The 18,833-nt window shown below is 71.9% G+C and carries 17 protein-coding genes; 12 read left to right on the top strand and 5 right to left on the bottom strand.

The genetic code is table 11. From position 1 onward, the window contains the following. The 3 genes from ACIRPK_RS23545 to ACIRPK_RS23535 all read left to right on the top strand — a co-directional run bounded on the left by ACIRPK_RS23545 (position 1) and on the right by ACIRPK_RS23535 (position 3,288). Positions 1-933: a carbohydrate ABC transporter permease gene (locus ACIRPK_RS23545; RefSeq protein ID WP_403041256.1), complete on the top strand. Its 933-nt coding sequence runs from the start codon at positions 1-3 to the stop codon at positions 931-933. A gap of 145 nt (positions 934-1,078) precedes the next feature. After that, positions 1,079-1,930, top strand: a complete 852-nt coding sequence (locus tag ACIRPK_RS23540; RefSeq protein ID WP_403041294.1) for a carbohydrate ABC transporter permease — start codon at positions 1,079-1,081, stop codon at positions 1,928-1,930. A 20-nt stretch (positions 1,931-1,950) separates the two neighbouring features. After that, positions 1,951-3,288, top strand: coding sequence for a GH1 family beta-glucosidase (locus ACIRPK_RS23535; protein WP_403041255.1), 1,338 nt, complete (start codon positions 1,951-1,953; stop codon positions 3,286-3,288). Positions 3,289-3,554: 266 nt separating this feature from the next. Here the strand turns inward: ACIRPK_RS23535 and ACIRPK_RS23530 are convergent, their stop codons facing one another. Further along, a complete protein-coding gene (locus ACIRPK_RS23530; RefSeq protein ID WP_403041254.1) occupies positions 3,555-3,689 on the bottom strand; it encodes a hypothetical protein in 135 nt (44 codons plus the stop codon). A gap of 89 nt (positions 3,690-3,778) precedes the next feature. On the opposite strand from ACIRPK_RS23530, the gene ACIRPK_RS23525 reads away from it, so the two are divergent. Beyond that, complete coding sequence (locus ACIRPK_RS23525) at positions 3,779-4,258, top strand: hypothetical protein (RefSeq protein WP_403041253.1); 480 nt, start codon at positions 3,779-3,781, stop codon at positions 4,256-4,258. Positions 4,259-4,268: 10 nt separating this feature from the next. On the opposite strand, the gene ACIRPK_RS23520 is transcribed toward ACIRPK_RS23525, so the two are convergent. Next, on the bottom strand, positions 4,269-6,299 hold the full coding sequence (locus ACIRPK_RS23520) for a CocE/NonD family hydrolase (RefSeq protein WP_403041252.1): 2,031 nt from the start codon (positions 6,297-6,299) through the stop codon (positions 4,269-4,271). A gap of 10 nt (positions 6,300-6,309) precedes the next feature. Further along, complete coding sequence (locus ACIRPK_RS23515) at positions 6,310-7,797, bottom strand: peptide MFS transporter (protein WP_403041251.1); 1,488 nt, start codon at positions 7,795-7,797, stop codon at positions 6,310-6,312. A 227-nt stretch (positions 7,798-8,024) separates the two neighbouring features. Here ACIRPK_RS23515 and ACIRPK_RS23510 point away from each other — a divergent pair, with 227 nt between their 5' ends. After that, a complete protein-coding gene (locus tag ACIRPK_RS23510) occupies positions 8,025-9,125 on the top strand; it encodes a HoxN/HupN/NixA family nickel/cobalt transporter (protein ID WP_403041250.1) in 1,101 nt (366 codons plus the stop codon). Between the two features lie 283 nt (positions 9,126-9,408). Continuing rightward, positions 9,409-11,832 (top strand): endonuclease/exonuclease/phosphatase family protein, encoded by a 2,424-nt coding sequence (locus ACIRPK_RS23505; protein ID WP_403041249.1) that lies wholly within the window; start codon positions 9,409-9,411, stop codon positions 11,830-11,832. 58 nt (positions 11,833-11,890) lie between these two features. Here ACIRPK_RS23505 and ACIRPK_RS23500 read toward each other — a convergent pair whose 3' ends face one another. Further along, positions 11,891-12,811 carry an SGNH/GDSL hydrolase family protein gene (locus ACIRPK_RS23500; protein WP_403041248.1) on the bottom strand — a complete coding sequence of 307 codons (921 nt, stop codon included), beginning with the start codon at positions 12,809-12,811 and terminating at the stop codon, positions 11,891-11,893. Between the two features lie 311 nt (positions 12,812-13,122). On the opposite strand from ACIRPK_RS23500, the gene ACIRPK_RS23495 reads away from it, so the two are divergent. From ACIRPK_RS23495 to ACIRPK_RS23485, 3 genes are all read left to right on the top strand, one after another. Further along, entirely contained in the window at positions 13,123-14,778 is a 1,656-nt protein-coding gene (locus ACIRPK_RS23495; protein WP_403041247.1) for an FAD-binding dehydrogenase, read from the top strand. Further along, positions 14,775-15,290, top strand: coding sequence for an HAD domain-containing protein (locus tag ACIRPK_RS23490; RefSeq protein WP_403041246.1), 516 nt, complete (start codon positions 14,775-14,777; stop codon positions 15,288-15,290). Before ACIRPK_RS23495 ends, ACIRPK_RS23490 begins: the two co-directional genes overlap by 4 nt. Positions 15,291-15,364: 74 nt before the next feature. Next, a complete protein-coding gene (locus ACIRPK_RS23485; RefSeq protein ID WP_403041245.1) occupies positions 15,365-16,015 on the top strand; it encodes a hypothetical protein in 651 nt (216 codons plus the stop codon). Positions 16,016-16,076: 61 nt separating this feature from the next. Here ACIRPK_RS23485 and ACIRPK_RS23480 read toward each other — a convergent pair whose 3' ends face one another. Then, positions 16,077-16,565, bottom strand: a complete 489-nt coding sequence (locus ACIRPK_RS23480) for a carboxymuconolactone decarboxylase family protein (RefSeq protein WP_403041244.1) — start codon at positions 16,563-16,565, stop codon at positions 16,077-16,079. A 198-nt stretch (positions 16,566-16,763) separates the two neighbouring features. On the opposite strand from ACIRPK_RS23480, the gene ACIRPK_RS23475 reads away from it, so the two are divergent. From ACIRPK_RS23475 to ACIRPK_RS23465, 3 genes are all read left to right on the top strand, one after another. Further along, a complete protein-coding gene (locus ACIRPK_RS23475; RefSeq protein WP_403041243.1) occupies positions 16,764-17,480 on the top strand; it encodes a lysostaphin resistance A-like protein in 717 nt (238 codons plus the stop codon). Positions 17,481-17,577: 97 nt separating this feature from the next. Continuing rightward, positions 17,578-17,979 carry a (2Fe-2S) ferredoxin domain-containing protein gene (locus tag ACIRPK_RS23470; RefSeq protein WP_403041242.1) on the top strand — a complete coding sequence of 134 codons (402 nt, stop codon included), beginning with the start codon at positions 17,578-17,580 and terminating at the stop codon, positions 17,977-17,979. 32 nt (positions 17,980-18,011) lie between these two features. Next, on the top strand, positions 18,012-18,788 hold the full coding sequence (locus ACIRPK_RS23465) for an aminotransferase class IV (RefSeq protein WP_403041241.1): 777 nt from the start codon (positions 18,012-18,014) through the stop codon (positions 18,786-18,788). Positions 18,789-18,833: the final 45 nt, after the last annotated feature.

Below are 18,833 nucleotides of genomic sequence, written 5' to 3'. Positions count from 1 at the left end.
ATGACCAGACAGCGACCTGGCCGCTCGAAACTGGGCCGCATCGGCCTGCCCTACCTGCTCCTGCTCCCGGCGCTCGCCCTGGAGTTGCTGATCCACCTGGTCCCGATGGTGGTCGGCATGGTGATGAGCTTCAAGCAGCTCACCCAGTTCTACATCCGGGACTGGTCGACCGCTCCCTGGTCCGGCCTCGACAACTACCGCGTGTCGGTGGACTTCTCCGCCCCGATCGGCCAGTCGCTGCTGAACTCGTTCTGGGTCACCTGCCTGTTCACCGCCCTGGCTGTCGGGTTCTCCTGGCTGCTTGGGACGGCGGCGGCGGTCTTCCTGCAGGAGTCGTTCCGGGGCCGTGGGCTGCTCCGGACGCTCTTCCTGGTCCCGTACGCCCTGCCGGTGTACGCGGCGGTGATCACCTGGTCGTTCATGTTCCAGCGGGACACCGGCCTGGTGAACCATCTGCTGGTGGACCAACTGCACCTGTTCGACGAGAAGCCGTTCTGGCTGATCGGTGACAACAGCTTCACCGCGCTGGTGGTGGTGGCGGTCTGGAAGACCTGGCCGTTCGCCTTCCTCACCCTGATGGCGGGCCTGCAGAACATCCCGCGCGAGCTGTACGAGGCCGCCGCGATGGACGGCGCCGGGGTCTGGCAGCAGCTGCGCAAGATCACCCTGCCCTCGCTCCGGCCGGTGAACCAGGTACTGGTGCTGGTGCTCTTCCTGTGGACCTTCAACGACTTCAACACGCCCTACGTGCTGTTCGGGAAGTCCGCGCCGGAGGCGGCCGACCTGATCTCGATCCACATCTACCAGTCGTCCTTCGTCACCTGGAACTTCGGCGCGGGCTCGGCGATGTCCGTCCTGCTGCTGCTCTTCCTGCTCCTGGTGACCGCCGTCTACCTCTTCCTCACCTCACGCCGGAGGGACGCCGATGCCTAGGTCACTGAGGCGATCGGGCGGCGGCGTCGCGACGCCGGGGCCCGCACCTCGCCGGCTTCTCGTCAGTCGCCGCAGCTCTGCTGCTACTCCCTCCTCGGCCCCGCCGAGCCATGCACCCCGACGCCGCTCCTTTTTCCGCCCTCCGATCGCCGGAGTGACCAGGCCCCCCGCCTCGTTCCTCTGGACCCGCCGGATCTTCCTCACTCTGCTGACCGCCTTCACCCTCACCCCGGTGCTGGTGATGGTCAGTTCCTCGCTCAAGCCGCTCCGCGACGTGCAGGGTCCGTTCCGGTGGATCCCCAGTGAGCTGACGTTCCGTCCGTACCTGGACATCTGGAGCACCGTCCCGCTGGCCGACTACTTCGTCAACTCGCTGATCGTGTCGGTGAGTGCGACGGTGCTGTCGGTGCTGATCGCGATCTTCTCCGCCTACGCGGTCAGCCGGTACCGGTTCCGGGGGCGGAAGTTGTTCACCGTCACGGTGCTCTCCACCCAGATGTTCCCCGGCATCCTGTTCCTGCTGCCGCTCTTCCTGATCTTCGTGAACATCGGGAACTCCACCGGCGTCGCGCTGTACGGCAGCCGGGGCGGGCTGATCCTGACCTACCTGACCTTCTCGCTGCCGTTCTCGATCTGGATGCTGGTCGGCTACTTCGACTCGATCCCACGGGACTTGGACGAGGCGGCGGCGGTGGACGGCTGCGGCCCGCTGCGCACCCTGGTGCGGATCGTGGTGCCGGCCGCCACCCCCGGGATCGTCGCGGTCAGCGTGTACGCCTTCATGACCGCCTGGGGCGAGGTGCTGTTCGCCTCGGTGATGACCAACGACACCACCCGCACCCTCTCGGTCGGGCTCCAGGGGTACGCCACCCAGAACGACGTGTACTGGAACCAGGTGATGGCGGCGTCCCTGGTGGTCAGCGTGCCGGTGGTCGCCGGATTCCTGCTGCTTCAGCGCTACCTGGTCGCCGGACTCACCGCCGGGGCCGTCAAGTGACCCTCTTCGAAAGGCAGACGATGGATCTCAGTGCGCTCCCCGACGACTTCCTCTGGGGCGCGGCCACCGCCGCCTACCAGATCGAGGGCGCGGTGAACGAGGACGGCCGGGCGCCCTCGATCTGGGACACCTTCTCCCACACCCCCGGCAAGGTGGACAACGGCGACACCGGTGACGTGGCGTGCGACCACTACCACCGGTGGCCCGAGGACCTCCGGCTGGCCGGTGAACTCGGCCTGGACGCCTACCGGTTCTCGATCGCCTGGCCCCGGGTGGTACCGCTCGCCGACGGCGTGGTGAACCCGGCCGGGCTGGACTTCTACGACCGCCTCACCGACGCGGTGCTGGCCGCCGGGATGACCCCCTTCCCCACCCTCTACCACTGGGACCTCCCGCAGGCCCAGCAGGACCGGGGCGGCTGGGCGGTCCGGGGGACGGCGGAGCGGTTCGCCGAGTACGCCGCCGTGGTGGCCGAGCGCCTCGGCGACCGGGTCACCCACTGGGCCACCCTGAACGAGCCGCTCTGCTCGGCCTGGATCGGCCACCTGGACGGCACGATGGCCCCCGGCATCACCGACCTGGCCACCGCCGTCCGGGCCTCGTACCACCTGCACCTGGGCCACGGCCTGGCGGTGCGGGCGCTGCGGGCCGCGGTCCCCGGTGCGCAGATCGGCATCGTCAACAACCTCAGCCCGATCGAGGCCGCCTCCGACAGCGAGGCCGACCGGGCCGCCGCCGTCCGCGCCGACGGCCACATCAACCGCTGGTGGCTGGACCCGGTGCTCGGCCGGGGCTACCCCGAGGACATGGTCAAGCTCTACGGCGTCGAACTCCCCATCCAGGACGGCGACCTGGACCTGATCGGTGCCCCGTTGGACTGGATCGGACTCAACTACTACTTCCGCCAGTTCGTCGCCGACGACCCGACCGCGCCGGCCCCCGGCTTCCGCCAGGTCCGCGGTCCGAACGCCGAGCACACCGCGATGGACTGGGAGGTGCACGGCCCCGGCCTGGAACAGCTGATCCTCCGGCTCACCCAGGAGTACGGCGCCCGGAAGATCTACGTCACCGAGAACGGCTCCGCCTACCAGGACACCGTGACCGCCGACGGCGCCGTCCACGACCCGGAGCGCACCGCCTACTTCGAGCAGCACCTGGCCGCCTGCGCCCGCGCGGTCGCCCAGGGCGCCCCGCTCGGCGGCTACTTCGCCTGGTCCCTGCTGGACAACTTCGAGTGGGCGTACGGCTACGACAAGCGCTTCGGTCTGATCCACGTCGACTACGAGACCCAGCGACGCATCGTCAAGACCAGCGGCCACCGCTACGCGGAGCTGATCCGCAACCACCGTACGCGGTAACGCCGTTCGGCTGCCCTTCCCTCGCCTCCCGACCGCGACGGAAGGGCAGCCGCGTCGGTGCCCGGCCAGGGGGACCTAGACTCTGCGGCCATGAGCGGAACAGAACTCCTGCCCGAGGTGGTGCTCCGGGCGGGACGGAGCAGTGCGCGACTGGTCGACGGCGCCGTGCTGATCGAGCGCCGCCGGGCCACGCACCGGATACCGGTGGCGGCGGTCGAGCGGGCGGAGGTGGTCCCCGGCGGGGCGCGGCTGGTGCTGACGGGTGCTCAGGGCGCCGAGTACCGGGTGCGGTGCCGGAACGCGCGGGCGTTGGCGGCGTTCGTCGAGTCGGTGAACCGGGCGCGGCCGGTGGCCGACCGGGCCGAGCGGGACCGGGACGGCGCGGCGTCGGTGGAGAGCACGGTGCGGCCGCGACGACGGTGGTGGATTCCGCTCCGGGTCCTCCGCCCGCTGGTGGAAGGTCGCCGCCTGGCTCTACGCGCTGGGGTTCGTGGTGCTGCCCGTGCTGGTGGACCTCCGTCCGGCGGACAGCTTCGCCCTGGTCATGCTGTGGGGCTTCGGCCCGCCGATCCTGGCGGCCGGGGTGGCCTGGGTGGTCCACGGCGTCGGGCGCCTGCGTGCGCCCTGGCTCTACCAGTTCCGGGGGGTCCGGGTGATGGCGAGACTGGACCGCCTGCGGGAGCAGCCCGACGGGGACGGGGACGGCAGCCACCTGAAGGGGAAGTACGCCTTCGTCGACCTCGACGGCCGGCCGCGCAGCCTGGAGCGGATCGTCTCCAGGGGCGCCCGGATCGGTGACCGGATCGAGCTCTGCTACGTGCCGGACCACACCCGGCTGGTGGACACCGGCACGCGGTACGGGGCGGAGATCGCCGGGCGGTCGGCCGTCCTGGTGCTGTTGGCGCTGCCCGTCGCGCTGGTGGGCGCGGCGATGACGATCGGACCGATCGTCATCGCCCTGTCGGTCTGAGCCCCCGGGGTCAGGACGCGGTGCGTGGGATCCGCCGCTCCCAGTCGCGTTCGAAGAGCACGTCCCCGGCTTCCAGGGCGGTGAGGTGGTTGTGGGTGGTGAAGTGGGTGGCGTCGCAGGTGATTTCGGAGCGGGTGTGGACGGTGACGTCCCAGCCGAGGTCGGGGCGTTGCAGGCGGACGGTCCAGTCGGAGCGGGTGGCGGCGGAGAGCGGGTCGTCGGTGAGGATGCGGTAGGCCTCGACGGCGTGTTCGTCGAAGACCAGGTCGTCCGGGTAGCGGCGGGAGCCGCCGTAGCCGGGGTCGACCTCCAGGCGCCACTCGCCGGTGGCGACGTCGCGGAGCACCAGACGTTCGGGGCGCGCGGTGAGCGGTTCGACGGGGCGGACGTCCAGGCCGACCGACTGCTCGGGGGGCTCGAAGGTGATCGGCGGGGAGCCGGCGTCGGCGGCCAGGTGACGGACGGGCAGCGCGAGCACGCTGTGGCCGGGGTCGACCTCGAAGCCGGCGGTGTCGGGCTGCGGCCAGATCCAGGGCCAGTAGGCGGAGGACAGGGCGAGCCGGACCCGGTGGCCGGGCGGGAAGGCGTGGGCGATCGAGACCAGCGGGAACTCGACCTCCTCGACCGCGCCCGGGGTCCACTCGACCACCCGGTCCCGGCCCTGACGGGCGGTCAGGTTGAGCACGCCCCGGGTGACCAGGGTGGAGGAGCCGTCGGGGGCGACGTCGCAGAGCCGGGCGACCACCTGCCCGCGTCGGCTGTCGCAGCGGATCCGCAGCCGGACGGAGGCGTTGCCGAGGATCTCCACCGTCTCGGGCAGCGGGGTGGAGTCGAAGCAGACCGAGCGGCCGTCCTCCTCGCGCTGGTCCGGCGGCAGGTCGGCGGCGTTGCCGAACGGGAAGAACCGCCCGGCGTCCACCCCGGTGTGCTGCGGGGAGCGGACCCGGACGAAGCGGTCGGGGGAGGAGGTCCCGGCGGTGCGCAGTGCGTCGTCCAGGCCGTAGTGGATCTCCCGGACGTCCGAGGAGGGCCAGGAGTCGTCGCCGATCCAGCGGCCCGGCCGGTTGGCGTACGAGGTCGCGGGCGGCACCGACTCGTTCATCCAGGTGCGCAGCGCGGGCTCCGCCAGCACCCCGGTGTCCAGGTCCTTCAGCCAGTGGTCCCACCAGCGCAGGGTCTCCTGCAGGAAGCCGATCGCCGGGCCGGGCGGCAGGCCCCGGTCGGGGTACTGGTGCGACCAGGGGCCGATGATGCCCCGGACCGGCGCGTCCAGGTGCTCGACCAGCCGCAGCACGGTGTCCCGGTAGGGGTCGGCCCAGCCGCCGACGGCGAGCACGGCGGCCTTGATCGCGCCGTAGTCCTCGCAGACGCTGCCGTGCCGCCAGTAGTCGTCCCTGGTCTGGTGCGCGAGCCAGGGGTGGACGAAGGGGTCGACCGCTTCGAGCCGGGTGAGCCACTGGCGCCGCCAGTCCTCGCCGACGTACTTCGGGTCCGGCGGCCGGCCGACGAAGGCGAGCATGGTGGCGGACCAGGCGTGCATGTCGACGGCGAGCAGCGAGCCGCCCATGTAGTGCACGTCGTTGTCGTAGCGGTCGTCGGTGGAGCAGACGGTGACCACCGCCTTCAGTGCCTCGGGCGCCAGCGCCGCGATCTGCAGGCTGTTGAAGCCGCCCCAGGAGATGCCGAACATGCCCACCCGGCCGCTGCACCACGGCTGCGCGGCCAGCCACTCCACCACCGCGACGCCGTCGGCCAGTTCCTGCGCGGAGTACTCGTCGCCGGGCAGCCCGCCGGAGTTGCCGTGGCCGCGCACGTCGACCCGGACCGAGGCGTAGCCGTGGCCCGCGTACCAGGGGTGGCGCTGGGCGTCGCGCGGCGCCGTCCAGTCGGTGAGCCGGTACGGCAGGTACTCCAGCAGCGCGGGCACCGGCACGTCGGTGACGGGGCGCCAGATCCGGGCGTACAGCTCGGTGCCGTCGGCCAGCGGGATGCGCAGGTCCTCGCGGGTGGTCCCGTACGGGTAGCTGTCGGGGTGCTGCATCGAGGACCTCCTAGTGAACGGGGTGCATGGTCCGGCGCATCCAGGGGAGCGCGAGGTACAGCGCGATCCCGGCGACCACGGCGAACAGTCCGAGCGCGCCGTAGTAGGCGGAGTCGGCGACCTCGCCGTAGAGCTTGGTCAGCTGGGCGGCGATGCCCTGGGAGAGGGCCAGCGAGAGGAACCAGACCGCCATGGTCTGGCTGGCGAAGTGACGGGGCGCCAGCTTGCTGGTGGCGGACATCCCGGTGGTCTCCAGCAGGATGTCGCCGCCGCCCATGAAGAGGTAGCAGCCGAGCAGCCAGAGCCCGGCCACCTGGTAGTCGCCGCTCTTGCCGAGGGTGGCCGGGACCAGCACCAGGAAGGAGAGGCCGGCCGCGAACAGCGAGTAGGCGATCTTCCGGGAGGCGTGCGGCTGGCGGTCGCCGAGGCGGACCCAGAGCGCGGCGATCACCGGGGCGAGCAGCACCTCGATCGCGCCCAGGATGGAGGTCCACCAGCTGGACGGGAAGTGCCAGCCGAAGATGCTGTTGTCCACGTGGTCCACCGCGAGCAGGGCGAGCGTGGTGTAGGAGGAGAACAGCACCAGGTTGAAGACCACCGAGGCGAGGAAGAGCACCACGTACGGCCGCAGCCGGCCGCGCTCCGCCCGGCTCACCTCGGGGCTGCGGAACATCACCGCGAAGTAGGCGATCGGGGCCAGCACCGAGACCAGCGTGATCAGGTCGACGGCGCGGTCCATGGTGAGCCAGCCGACCAGCTGCAGCACCACCCCGACGGCGGCCACCAGGACCACCACCGCCACCGCGCGGCCGGCCCAGCGGCTCCGCTCGGCCTCGGTGAGCGGGTGCACCGGGCCGCGGTCCCGGTGCAGGGTGGAGCGGCCCAGCACGTACTGGACCACGCCGAAGGTCATCCCGACCGCAGCGGCCGAGAAACCCCAGTGCCAGCCCTCGTTCTGGCCGAGCCAGCCGCTGATCAGCGGGCCGGCGAAGGCGCCGATGTTGATGGCCATGTAGTAGAGGGCGAAGCCCGCGTCCCGGCGGTCGTCGTCGGTGGCGTAGAGCCCGCCGACCAGGGTGGCCGCGTTCGGCTTCAGGAAGCCGGTGCCGACCACGATCAGGCCGAGGCCGACCCAGGTCATGGCGGCGGTGGGCACCGACATCGCGTAGTGGCCGCAGGCGATCAGCGCCCCGCCGTAGAGCACCGACCGGTAGGAGCCGAGCATCCGGTCGGCCACCCAGCCGCCGACCACCGAGGTCAGGTAGACCAGGGTGCCGTAGGCGGAGACCACCGAGGCGGCGGTGCCCTGGGTCATGCCGAGGCCGCCGTTGGCGACCGGGTCGGCGAAGTAGAGCACCAGGATGGCCTGCATGCCGAGGAACGAGAACCGCTCCCAGACCTCCAGGCCGGACAGCGTGAGCAGGCCGCGGGGGTGACCGAAGAAGGAGTGGTCGAGCCGCGGGGTGTCCTGGCTGTCGAGGTCTGTGCTGTTCAGCAAGGGGACTGCCTCCGGTCGGTCCTGATGATCACCGAATCAGACAATAGATGACTTTTACTCCTATTTCCTGACGGAACGTGAGCTGTGGCGCCGCCCGGACGACCCGAGTGCCCCGATGCGCCGGGAGGACGCAATTGCGAACGGGTTGCAACTGCGGCCGGATAGAGGGAAGGATGGTCCAGCTCGGGGATCTGGGCATCCCTTACGACTTACTGGAGGACTGCCGCATGGCCGCGTCTGGCAGACTGCGTGACCGGCTCACCCGCGAGGAATGGTTCCGGCTGGCCGGGATGGGCGGCTTCGTCCTGGCGCTGCACGTGATCGGGTGGTTCACCCTGATCGCGCTGGTGGCCCCGGAGCAGTACGACGTCGGTGGGCAGGTCTTCGGCGTCGGGATGGGCCTGACCGCCTACACCCTCGGGATGCGGCACGCGTTCGACGCGGACCACATCGCGGCGATCGACAACACCACCCGCAAGCTGATGGGCCAGGGCCAGCGCCCGCTGTCGGTCGGCTTCTGGTTCTCGCTCGGCCACTCCTCGATCGTCTTCGGGCTCTGCGCGCTGCTCGCCTTCGGCATCCAGTCGCTGGCTGGGCAGGTCGAGTCGGACGACTCCACCCTGCACGACCTGACCGGTCTGATCGGGGTCAGCGTCTCGGGGGTGTTCCTGGTGCTGATCGGCCTGATCAACCTGGGGGCCTTCAACGGCATCCTCAAGGTGTTCCGGAAGATGAAGCAGGGCGAGTTCGACGAGGCCGAGCTGGAGCGCCAGCTCGACAAGCGCGGCTTCCTGAACCGGATCCTCGGCCGGGTCACCAAGGCGGTCACCAAGCCCTGGCACATGTACCCCGTCGGCCTGCTCTTCGGCCTCGGCTTCGACACCGCCACCGAGGTCTCGCTGCTGGTGCTGGCCGGCGGCGCCGCCGCCTTCCAGTTGCCCTGGTACGCGCTGCTGGTGCTGCCGGTGCTGTTCGCGGCGGGCATGAGCCTGCTGGACACCATCGACGGCTCGTTCATGAACTTCGCCTACGAGTGGGCCTTCTCCAAGCCGATCCGCAAGATCTACTACAACCTCACCGTGACCGGCCTCTCGGTGCTGGTCGCGCTGGTGATCGGCACCATCGAGCTGGTCGGCCTGCTCGGCGACAAGCTCGAGATCACCTCGGGCCCGGTGGCCTGGATCGGGTCGATCGAGCTCGACATGGTCGGGTACGCGATCGTCGGCCTGTTCGTGCTGACCTGGGCCGGAGCGGTCGGGTACTGGAAGTTCGGCCGGGTCGAGGAGCGCTGGTCGGCGAGCCTGGAGAAGGTCGCCGTCCGGGACTGACGCAGGGTCAGACCCCCCTCGGGGCCCGGGTCGGAGCAGCCGCCAGGTGCGGGCTCCCGGCCCGGGCCTTCGTCGTACCTGGTGGCCGACCGTCTCCGGGTGGTTTCCAACTGTTAACGGGCAACCCCTTGTCGGGTCATTTTCTACGCGCGTATCTTGGGGCCCGCCGGATCAGCCCGGCGGATGATCTACGCGGGTAGTGCGCCGTCCTGCGCTGCCTGACCCACCCTCAGCTCCCGGCGACCCCACGAGCGTCGGAGCATGAACCGAGGAGTTCTGCCCGGTGACGAAGTCCACCGCTCCCCGCCGTTCCCGCCGCAGCCTGCTGCGCGCGGCCGTCCTGCCCGTCGCCGTGGCGGGTTCGCTCGTGCTCGTCCCGCTCCCGGGGGCGTTCGCCGCGACCTCCGCCGACGCGGTGATCTCCGAGGTGTACGGCGGCGGTGGCAACTCCGGTGCCACGCTGAAGAACGACTTCATCGAGCTGGCCAACAAGGGCACCGCGGCCTTCGGCCTGGCCGGGTACAGCGTGCAGTACCTGCCCGGCACCCCGAGCGCGGGCTCGCAGTGGGGCGTCACCCCGCTCACCGGCTCGGTCGCCCCCGGCGCCCGCTACCTGATCGCCGAGTCCGCCGGTACCGGCGGCACCGTGGCGCTGCCCACCCCGGACGCCACCGGAACGCTGGCGCTCTCCGGCACCAGCGGCACCGTCGCGCTGGTGAACGGCACCGCGCCGCTGACCTGCAAGACCGCCGCCGACTGCGCCGCCGAGCCGCGGATCAAGGACCTGGTCGGCTTCGGCACCGCGGTGGTCCGGGAGGGTTCGGGCCCGGTCGCCGGGGCGGGCAACACCGCCTCGGTGGCCCGCAAGGCCGGGCTGCCGGACACCGACGACAACGCCGCCGACCTGGTGGCAGGACCGACCAGCCCGGTGAACAGCAAGGGCGAGGTCCCCGAGGGCGACACCCCGCCGGAGCCGACCGAGCCCGGCACCGCGCGCATCCACGACATCCAGGGCACCACCCGGGTCTCCCCGCTGGCCGGCCAGACCCTGCAGGGCGTGCCCGGCGTGGTCACCGCGGTCCGCGCGTACGGCTCCAAGGGCTTCTGGATCCAGGACCCGAACCCGGACGCCGACCCGGCGACCAGCGAGGGCCTGTTCGTCTACACCGGCAGCGCCAACCCGACCGTCAAGGTGGGCGACTCGGTGCTGGTGACCGGCAAGGTCGCCGAGTACTACCCGGCCGCCAGTGCGGGCGGTCAGTCGCTCACCCAGCTGACCGCGCCGTCGATCAAGGTGCTGTCGGCCGGCAACCCGGTGCCCGCGCCGTTCGTGCTCAACGACAAGTCGATCCCGGTGCCGTACGCCCCGGACGCGGCGGGCGGCTCGATCGAGGGCCTGACCCTGCAGCCCGGCAGCTTCGCGCTGGACCGGTACGAGTCGCTGGAGGGCATGAACGTCCAGGTCAAGGACGTCCGGGTGATCCAGGCCACCGACCAGTTCCACGAGCTGTGGGTGGCGGCCCGGCGCAAGGACGAGAAGTCCAAGCGCGGTGGCGTGATGTACCTGGGCTACGACAACCCCAACTCCGGCCGCCTGATGGTCCAGTCGGCCCCGCTGGAGGCGGACCGGCCGTTCCCGGTGGCCAACGTCGGCGACGAGCTGACCGGGGTCACCGACGGTCCGCTGGACTACAACCGCTTCGGCGGCTACACCCTGATCGCCAACACCATCGGCGCCCGCCAGGACAACGGTCTGGAGCGCGAGGTGACCAAGGAGGCGGCGGCCGGCGAACTCACCGTCGCCACCTACAACGTGGAGAACCTCGACCCGTCGGACCCGGACTCGAAGTTCGCCGAGCTGGCGGCCGGGATCGTCACCAACCTGCGCTCGCCCGACATCCTCACCCTGGAGGAGGTCCAGGACGCCAACGGCGCGGTCAACGACGGCACCGTGGACGCCGCCGCGACCGTGCAGAAGTTCGTCGCCGCGATCAAGGCGGCCGGTGGCCCGGCGTACGACTGGCGCTCGATCAACCCGGAGAACAACAAGGACGGCGGCGAGCCCGGCGGCAACATCCGCCAGGTCTTCCTGTTCAACCCGGCCCGGGTCTCCTTCACCGACATCCCCGGCGGCTCGGCCACCACGGCCGTGGGGATCACCGGTACCGGGAAGGCCACCGCGCTGACCGCCTCGCCCGGCCGGATCGAGCCGGCCGAGGACGCCTGGGCCAGCAGCCGCAAGCCGCTGGTGGGTCAGTTCGCCTTCAAGGGCAAGAAGGTCTTCGTGATCGCCAACCACTTCAACAGCAAGGGTGGCGACCAGGGCCTGGAGAGCCGCTTCCAGCAGCCGACCCGCAGCTCCGAGGTGCAGCGGATCAAGCAGGCCACGCTGGAGCAGGCGTTCCTGGCCAAGCTGCTGGCCGCCGACCCGAAGGCCGCCGTGGTCTCGCTCGGCGACTTCAACGACTACCAGTTCTCCCCGGCGCTGAGCACGCTCACCAAGGACGGCGTGCTGCGCGACCTGGTGAACGAGCTGCCGGAGCGCCAGCGGTACTCGTACGTCTTCCAGGGCAACTCGCAGGTGCTCGACCACATCCTGGTCAGCCCGGCGGTGAAGCACGCCAAGTACGACATCGTGCACATCAACAGCGAGTTCGCCCAGCAGGCGAGCGACCACGACCCGCAGATCGTCCGCATCAAGCCGTGACGCCGAACTGACGGGGCGCGGACCGGAGTTCCGGTCCGCGCCCCGTCGTCGTTCCCGGCTACTTCCCGAGCGACTTGAGCACCGCGCCGGCCATCGCCCGCTCACCGGCCGCGTTCGGGTGGAACGGGGCGGCGGGGGACTGCGGGATCAGGCCCTCGATCCACGGGGTGTCCGAGCAGGCGTCATGGCCCCTGGTCGGGGTGGCGGTGTCCACGTAGGTGGCGCCGTTCGCGGCGGCGGTCCTGGCCAGCATGGCGTTCAGGTCGCCCAGCACGCCGTGCAGGTACTCCACGTCGCCCGGGGTGACCGGCTGGCGGCCGATGCAGTTCGCTCCGTTCGCGGGCACCACCGAGGGGTAACCCACCAGCAGCACCTTGGCGTTGGGAGACTTGGCGTGGATCCGGCGCAGGCCGTCCGCGAGCTGGGGAGCGGCGGCGGCGATCCGGCTCCGCAGGTCGTCCTCGCCGTAGACCCACTGGAACCGCCAGTCCTGCCAGGCCCAGTGCCCGTGGGCGTAGACGTCCTTGCAGGGCGTGCCGAGTGGGTTGACCACGGCCCCGCCGACGCAGGTGGCGATCAGCTCGGCCACCCCGAGGTCGCTCACCCCGAGGTCGTTGCCGCCGATGCCCAGGGTGACCAGCGAGGTGTCGGCCTTGAGGGCGTTCAACTGTGGTGCGTAGACGCCATACTGGGCCTCGGTCAGGTGCTTGGTCTTGGCGGCCGAGCAGGTGACGTCGGTGTACGCGGTGCTCTTCAGCGCGGCGGCCACCAGGTGGCCGTAGTTCTGGTCCGAGCGCAGGCAGAGCCCGCCGGACTGGTTCGGCACCAGGGCGCCGGCCGCGAACGAGTCGCCGAGTGCCACATAGGGGCCCGCGCCCGTCCCGGCGTGGGCGGTCGGTGCGGTCAGCGCGGCGAGTGCGGCGGTGGCCAACAGGCCGCCGAGCACGGCGGGGAGACGCTTTCGGGCAGGGCTGAGCACGGTTCCTCCTGAGGGGTGGAGAGAAACGGCGAACGGGTGGGGGTAGGCCCTGGCCACGGCTACTGACTGGTAAGTTACTGGCAGGTTAATTGGGCTGTCCAGAGCGCTGTTCGGAATTCCCGAATATCCGTCAACTGTCTTCGGAATTACGCTCCGGAGTGGATCGTTTGACGGCGAATATCCGCTACGAAGTGGAGCGGAGGAATTCCCGGCCGCCGGGGAGCGGCCCGGTGGGCGGTTACCGGCCGGTTGACCTGGTGCGCCGCAGGCCGCAGAATCCGGACACGCCTGCTCACCCTGGAGGGTCATCCGTGGCACTGGACGCCGACGTCATCGTGATCGGGGCCGGTTTGGCGGGCCTGGTCGCCACCGCCGAACTGGCCGACGCCGGACGGAAGGTGATCCTGCTCGACCAGGAGCCCGCCGCCTCGCTCGGCGGGCAGGCCCACTGGTCCTTCGGCGGCCTGTTCCTGGTCGACTCACCCGAACAGCGGCGGATGCGGATCCACGACTCGCACGAGCTGGCCTGGCAGGACTGGCTCGGCACGGCGGGCTTCGACCGGCCCGAGGACGCCTGGCCGCGCCGCTGGGCCGAGGCGTACGTCGACTTCGCGGCCGGTGAGAAGCGCTCCTGGCTGCACGGACAGGGCGTCAGGTTCTTCCCGGTGGTCGGCTGGGCGGAGCGCGGCGGCCTGCTGGCCAGCGGTCCCGGCAACTCGGTGCCGCGGTTCCACATCACCTGGGGCACCGGGCCCGGGCTGGTCGAGCCGTTCGTCCGCCGGGTGCAGGCGGCGGTGGCGCGCGGGCTGGTGGAGCTGCGGTTCCGGCACCGGGTGACCGGCCTGGCCGCCTCGGCGGGTGCCGTGGACACCATCACCGGCGAGGTGCTGGTGCCCAGCACGGTGGCCCGGGGCGAAGGCAGTTCGCGCGAGGTGGCCGGCTCCTTCGAGCTGCGGGCGCAGGCGGTGATCGTCACCTCGGGCGGCATCGGCGGCAACCACGAGCTGGTCCGCAAGGCGTGGCCGGCCCGGCTGGGCACGCCCCCCGAGAAGCTGCTCTCCGGGGTCCCGGCACACGTGGACGGCCTGATGCTCGGCATCGCCGGCGCGGCGGGCGGCCACCTGATCAACGGCGACCGGATGTGGCACTACACCGAGGGCATCGAGAACTGGGACCCGATCTGGGCCAAGCACGGCATCCGGATCCTGCCCGGCCCCTCCTCGCTCTGGCTCGACGCGCGCGGCAAGCGGCTGCCGGTGCCGCTGTTCCCCGGGTTCGACACCCTGGGCACGCTGGAGCACATCATGACGACCGGTCACGACCACACCTGGTTCGTGCTCACCCAGAAGATCATCGAGAAGGAGTTCGCGCTCTCCGGCTCCGAGCAGAACCCCGACCTGACCGGGAAGTCCGTCCGGGACGTGCTGCGCCGGGCGCTGCCCGGCGCCACCGCACCGGTCGAGGCGTTCAAGAAGCACGGCGCGGACTTCGTGGTCGCGGACTCGCTGACCGAGCTGGTGGCCGGGATGAACGCGAAGACGCCGGACGCGCTGATCGACGAGGCGGAGCTGCGCCGCGAGATCGAGGCCCGGGACCGCGAGATGGCCAACCCGTTCGGCAAGGACCTCCAGGTGACGGCCATTCACGGCGCCCGCCGCTACCTGGGCGACAAGCTGATCCGCACCGCCACCCCGCACCGCCTGCTCGACCCCAAGGCCGGCCCGCTGATCGCGGTGCGGCTGAACATCCTCACCCGCAAGTCCCTCGGCGGCCTGGAGACCGACCTCGACTCGCGCGTGCTGCGCGCCGACGGCTCGGTCCTGGACGGCCTCTACGCGGCGGGCGAGGCGGCCGGGTTCGGCGGCGGCGGCGTGCACGGCTACCGCTCCCTGGAGGGCACCTTCCTCGGCGGCTGCCTGTTCTCCGGCCGTGCGGCCGGCCGGGCGGCGGCGAAGGCCACGGGGTGACGGCGCTCCCGCTGCTCTTCCTGGACGTGGACGGCCCGGTCATCCCGTTCGGGGCGGACCGGCCGGAGGGCTACCCGAGGTACGACACGCCCGGCCGCCGGCCGCCCGGCGACAACCCGCTGCTGGCCCGGGCCGATCCCGCGCTGGGGCCCCGACTGCTCGCGCTGCCCTGCGAGTTGGTCTGGGCCACCACCTGGATGGCCGAGGCGAACGAGTGCGTCGCCTCCTGGCTCGGCCTGCCGGAGCTGCCGGTGGTGAGCTGGCCGGAGCCGTCCGAGGAGGAACCGGCCGGCCTGCACTGGAAGACCGCCACCCTGGTCGAACGGGCGGCCGGCCGGCCGTTCGTCTGGGTCGACGACGAGCTCACCGACGCCGACCGGGCCTGGGTGGCGGCCCGTCACCCGGGGCCGGCGCTGCTGCACCGAGTGGACGCCCGGTGCGGGCTCACAACGGCGGACTTCGTCGCCGTGGATGCCTGGCTGCGGTCGGGCGGGGGCAGAACCGGCCAGTGACCGGCATCCGGCCTCCCGTCGGGCGGTGGTCCGTTAGCCTGCCCGGGATGACCAGGGGAAGCTGAGGGGGCGTCATGAAGCGCTGGGGTAGGGCAGTTGGGAAGCGGTCGGGCGGGGCCGCGCTGGGGGTGGTGATCGCCGCCGGTGTGCTCGCGGGGTGCGGCAGCGACGGCGGCCCGTCCGCGGACGCGGCCCCCGTGTCGGCGGCGCCGGCGGAGAAGACGGACGGGCCGGGCGACTACCGGCCGCCGGACGACATCTGCAAGAACATCGACTTCAGCGCCCTGGCGGCCGCCGTGGCCAAGAGCTCGGAGCCGCCCAAGGGGCAGGAGACGGGCAGCGATCCCACCGTGGCGAGCGGCGCCGCCTGTCTGCAGCCGTTCGCCAAGTCCGGGACGGTGGACGGGCGGTCGATCGTGCGGTGCAGCGCCTGGAAGAACGTGGCCACCGCCGTCGAGATGTACGAGCGGGGCTTCCGGGCGGCCTCCGGCGAGTCGAAGAAGGGGGTCACCAAGGAGTCCGGCATCGGGAAGGCGGCCTACCGCTACGAGAACGTCAAGGACTCCCCGTGGCTGGCCGACCTCCGCCTGGTGGTCCGGGACAGCAACCTGGAGTGCGAGGTGCAGGTGCAGAGCAACACCATGCTGACCGATGCCGAGACCGAGGCGGCGTACGGGGCGATGACGGTGACCGCCAAGGCCGTGCTGCCGAAGCTGCGGTCCTGAACCTCCGCCGGGCCCATGACGCCGGGCCCGGCGTCATGGGCCCGGGGTCAGTGGGCCGGGGTCAGTCCCACTGCTGGTCGGCGAGGGAGGCCACGGGCTGGGGCTTGCCGATGACGGCGAGGGCGATGAAGAAGTTGATCTGGCCGATCGCGACGGTCAGGGTGGCCAGGGCCTTGTCGTCGTAGTGTGCGGCGGCCTCGGCGTAGAGCTCGTCGGTGACCCGCTCGCGGCCGTGCGGCGCGGGCTGGAGGGTGGCTTCGAGCAGGGCGAGGGCGGCGCGCTCGGGACCGGTGAAGTACGGGGCGTCCTGCCAGGAGGAGACGGCGGTGATGCGCTCCTCGGTCTCGCCGGCCTTGCGGAGGAATCCGGTGTTCAGGATCGTCAGGTAGGTGTTGTTGACGATCTGTCCGGCCCGCAGGTGGATCAGGTTGACGGTGCTGCGGGGCACGGAACGGTTGCCGGTGGCCTTGAACAGCGCGGCGCTGACGTCGGCCAGCTCCGGAACGAACTCGCCTGGGTTGGGCATCCGGGAGATCGGGTTCTTCGTCATGGTGGCTCCTCGGGTCGGCCTGGTCGCGGTCTTCACTGGGCTGCGGTCTTCACTGCACCGACGGACGGGCGCCGGAGGATGTGACCGGACGCCGGAAAAAAGTTTCGGGCCGCCACCGATCCCCGCCCCGCCCGTCGTGCCCCCGGGCGAACGGGGCGGGCAGGCCCGAGGATGAGGGCGGGCCATGAGGAGGCGACGGTGGGCGACGGGGCACGGATCTCCGGACGGGCGGGGGTGCTGGTCACCGTCCTGGTGCTGGTGCTGGCCAACCTCCTGAACAACCGGATCGCGCCCTCCGGGTACCTGCTCACCGCGCCGCTGACGGCCGCCGTGCTGCTGGGCGTGCTCCGGCTGGCCGGTGGGACGGCGGCCGACGCCGGGCTGGACCGGGCCGGGTGGGCGCGCGGGGCGCGGTGGGCGGGCGTGCTGATCGGGGTGGTGGCGGCCGGCTACCTGGCGGCGGGACTGCTGCCGCTGACCCAGGGTCTGTTCACCGACCGTAGGACCGAGGGGGACGGCGCGGGCACGGTGGCCTTCGAGGTGCTGGTCCGGATTCCGCTGGGCACCGTGCTGTTGGAGGAGGTCGGGTTCCGCGGCGTGCTCTACGGGTTGCTCCGCAAGGAGTGGGACGTCCGGGTCGCCACGGCCGGCTCGGCGCTGCTGTTCGGGCTCTGGCACGTGCTGCCCTCGCTCCACCTCTCCGAGGACAAGCCCGCGCTGACCCCGCTGTTCGGGGGCTCGGCGCTCGGCGTGCTGCTGGTGGAGTTGGGCACCGTCCTGTTCACCGGCCTGGCCGGTGTGCTGTTCTGCGAACTGCGACGGCGCAGCGGCAGCCTGCTGGCGCCGGCCGGTCTGCACTGGGCCACCAACGCGCTGGGGCTGGTGGCGGGCTTCGTGCTCGGCGCACTCGGCTGACCCGGATCGACCGGGCCCGGCTGCCCGGCCGGGGCGGGCGGTAAGGTGCACGTCAGGGGCCCGGGGTGCCGGCTCGGAGGGCGTGGGAGGGAATCTGATGGCTCGTAAGGCGCGCGAGAAGCCGGCCGCCGCCGCACCGGTGACGGTGACGGTCTGCCGGGGCTGCTGCTGCGGGACGGAGCGACGGCACCCGGAGGTCGACCACGCGGCCCAGCTGGTCCGGCTGAAGGAGGGCGTCGGCGCGGCCGGCCGGGTCCGCGCGGTGCCCTGCCTGGACGCCTGCGACCACTCCAACGTGGTCGTGGTCAGCCCGTCGGCGGAGGGGCGGGCGGCCGGCGGCCGCCCGGTCTGGCTCGGCTGGGTGCTGGCGGACGACATGCTGGACGAGATCACCGACTGGGTGAAGGCCGGCGGCCCGGGCCTGGCGGAGTCGCCCGGCACGCTGGACCTGCAGGAGTTCGCGGTCTCCCGGCGGATCCGCGAGGGCCTGCCGGGCTGAGCGCGGGCCGACGGCCTGGCATGCTTCGGGGCGTGACGGAACTGAACGGCAGGCCGGTGCGCCCGGCCGAGCTCCAGGCCCTGGCGCTCACCAACTACGGGCACTTCACCACCATGCGGGTGACCGACGGCCGGGTGCGCGGGCTGACGCTCCACCTGGACCGGCTGCGGCGGGACTGCCGGGCCCTGTTCGACACCGAGCTGGACCTCGACCTGGTCCGCTCGTACGCCCGCCGGGCGGTGCCCGCCGCCGGCAGCGTCCTGCTGCGGGTGACGGTCTTCGACCCCGCGCTCGACCTCGGCAGCCTGGGCGGGCGGGCCGACCCCGCCGTCCTGGTGACGACCCGTCCGGCGGGCGACGGCGCACTGCCGGCGCCGTTGCGGGTGCGCTCGGTGCGGTACGTCCGGGAGCAGCCCGAGGTGAAGAGCGTCGGACTGTTCGGCGCGCTGCGGCACCGCCGGGCCGCGCAGCTGGCCGGGTACGACGACGCGCTGTTCGTCGACCACGCCGGTGCGGTGAGCGAGGGCGGCACCTGGAACATCGGGCTGGTCCGAGACGGCGAGCCGGTCTGGCCCGAGGCGGCGCACCTGCCCGGGACGACGCTGGAACTGCTGCGCGGGCTGCGGCCGGGGCGGCGCGAAGCCGTGCCGGTGGCCGGGCTGGCCGGCTACGACGCGGCCTTCGCCACCAACGCCGCGATCGGCGTCCGTCCGATCGCCGCCGTGGACGGGGTCGAACTGGCTCCGGGGCACCCGCTGATCGCCGAGCTGGCCGCCGCCTACCGCGAGCTGCCCGGCACCCCGGTCTGACCGGTGCGGGCCGGCGGCCGGGGCACCGTGCCCCGGCCGCCGTCG

The sequence above is a fragment of the Kitasatospora sp. NPDC101801 genome, assembly GCF_044766665.1.
Lineage (GTDB): Bacteria > Actinomycetota > Actinomycetes > Streptomycetales > Streptomycetaceae > Kitasatospora.
This window is presented reverse-complemented; position numbering and strand designations above follow the sequence as displayed.

Coding starts and splice junctions, on each gene's coding strand:
- ACIRPK_RS23520 (WP_403041252.1), bottom strand. CDS start 6,299: ATGCAGCACCCCGACAGCTACCCGTACGGGACCACCCGCGAGGACCTG.
- ACIRPK_RS23485 (WP_403041245.1), top strand. CDS start 15,365: ATGAAGCGCTGGGGTAGGGCAGTTGGGAAGCGGTCGGGCGGGGCCGCG.
- ACIRPK_RS23480 (WP_403041244.1), bottom strand. CDS start 16,565: ATGACGAAGAACCCGATCTCCCGGATGCCCAACCCAGGCGAGTTCGTT.
- ACIRPK_RS23470 (WP_403041242.1), top strand. CDS start 17,578: ATGGCTCGTAAGGCGCGCGAGAAGCCGGCCGCCGCCGCACCGGTGACG.
- ACIRPK_RS23510 (WP_403041250.1), top strand. CDS start 8,025: ATGGCCGCGTCTGGCAGACTGCGTGACCGGCTCACCCGCGAGGAATGG.
- ACIRPK_RS23535 (WP_403041255.1), top strand. CDS start 1,951: ATGGATCTCAGTGCGCTCCCCGACGACTTCCTCTGGGGCGCGGCCACC.
- ACIRPK_RS23545 (WP_403041256.1), top strand. CDS start 1: ATGACCAGACAGCGACCTGGCCGCTCGAAACTGGGCCGCATCGGCCTG.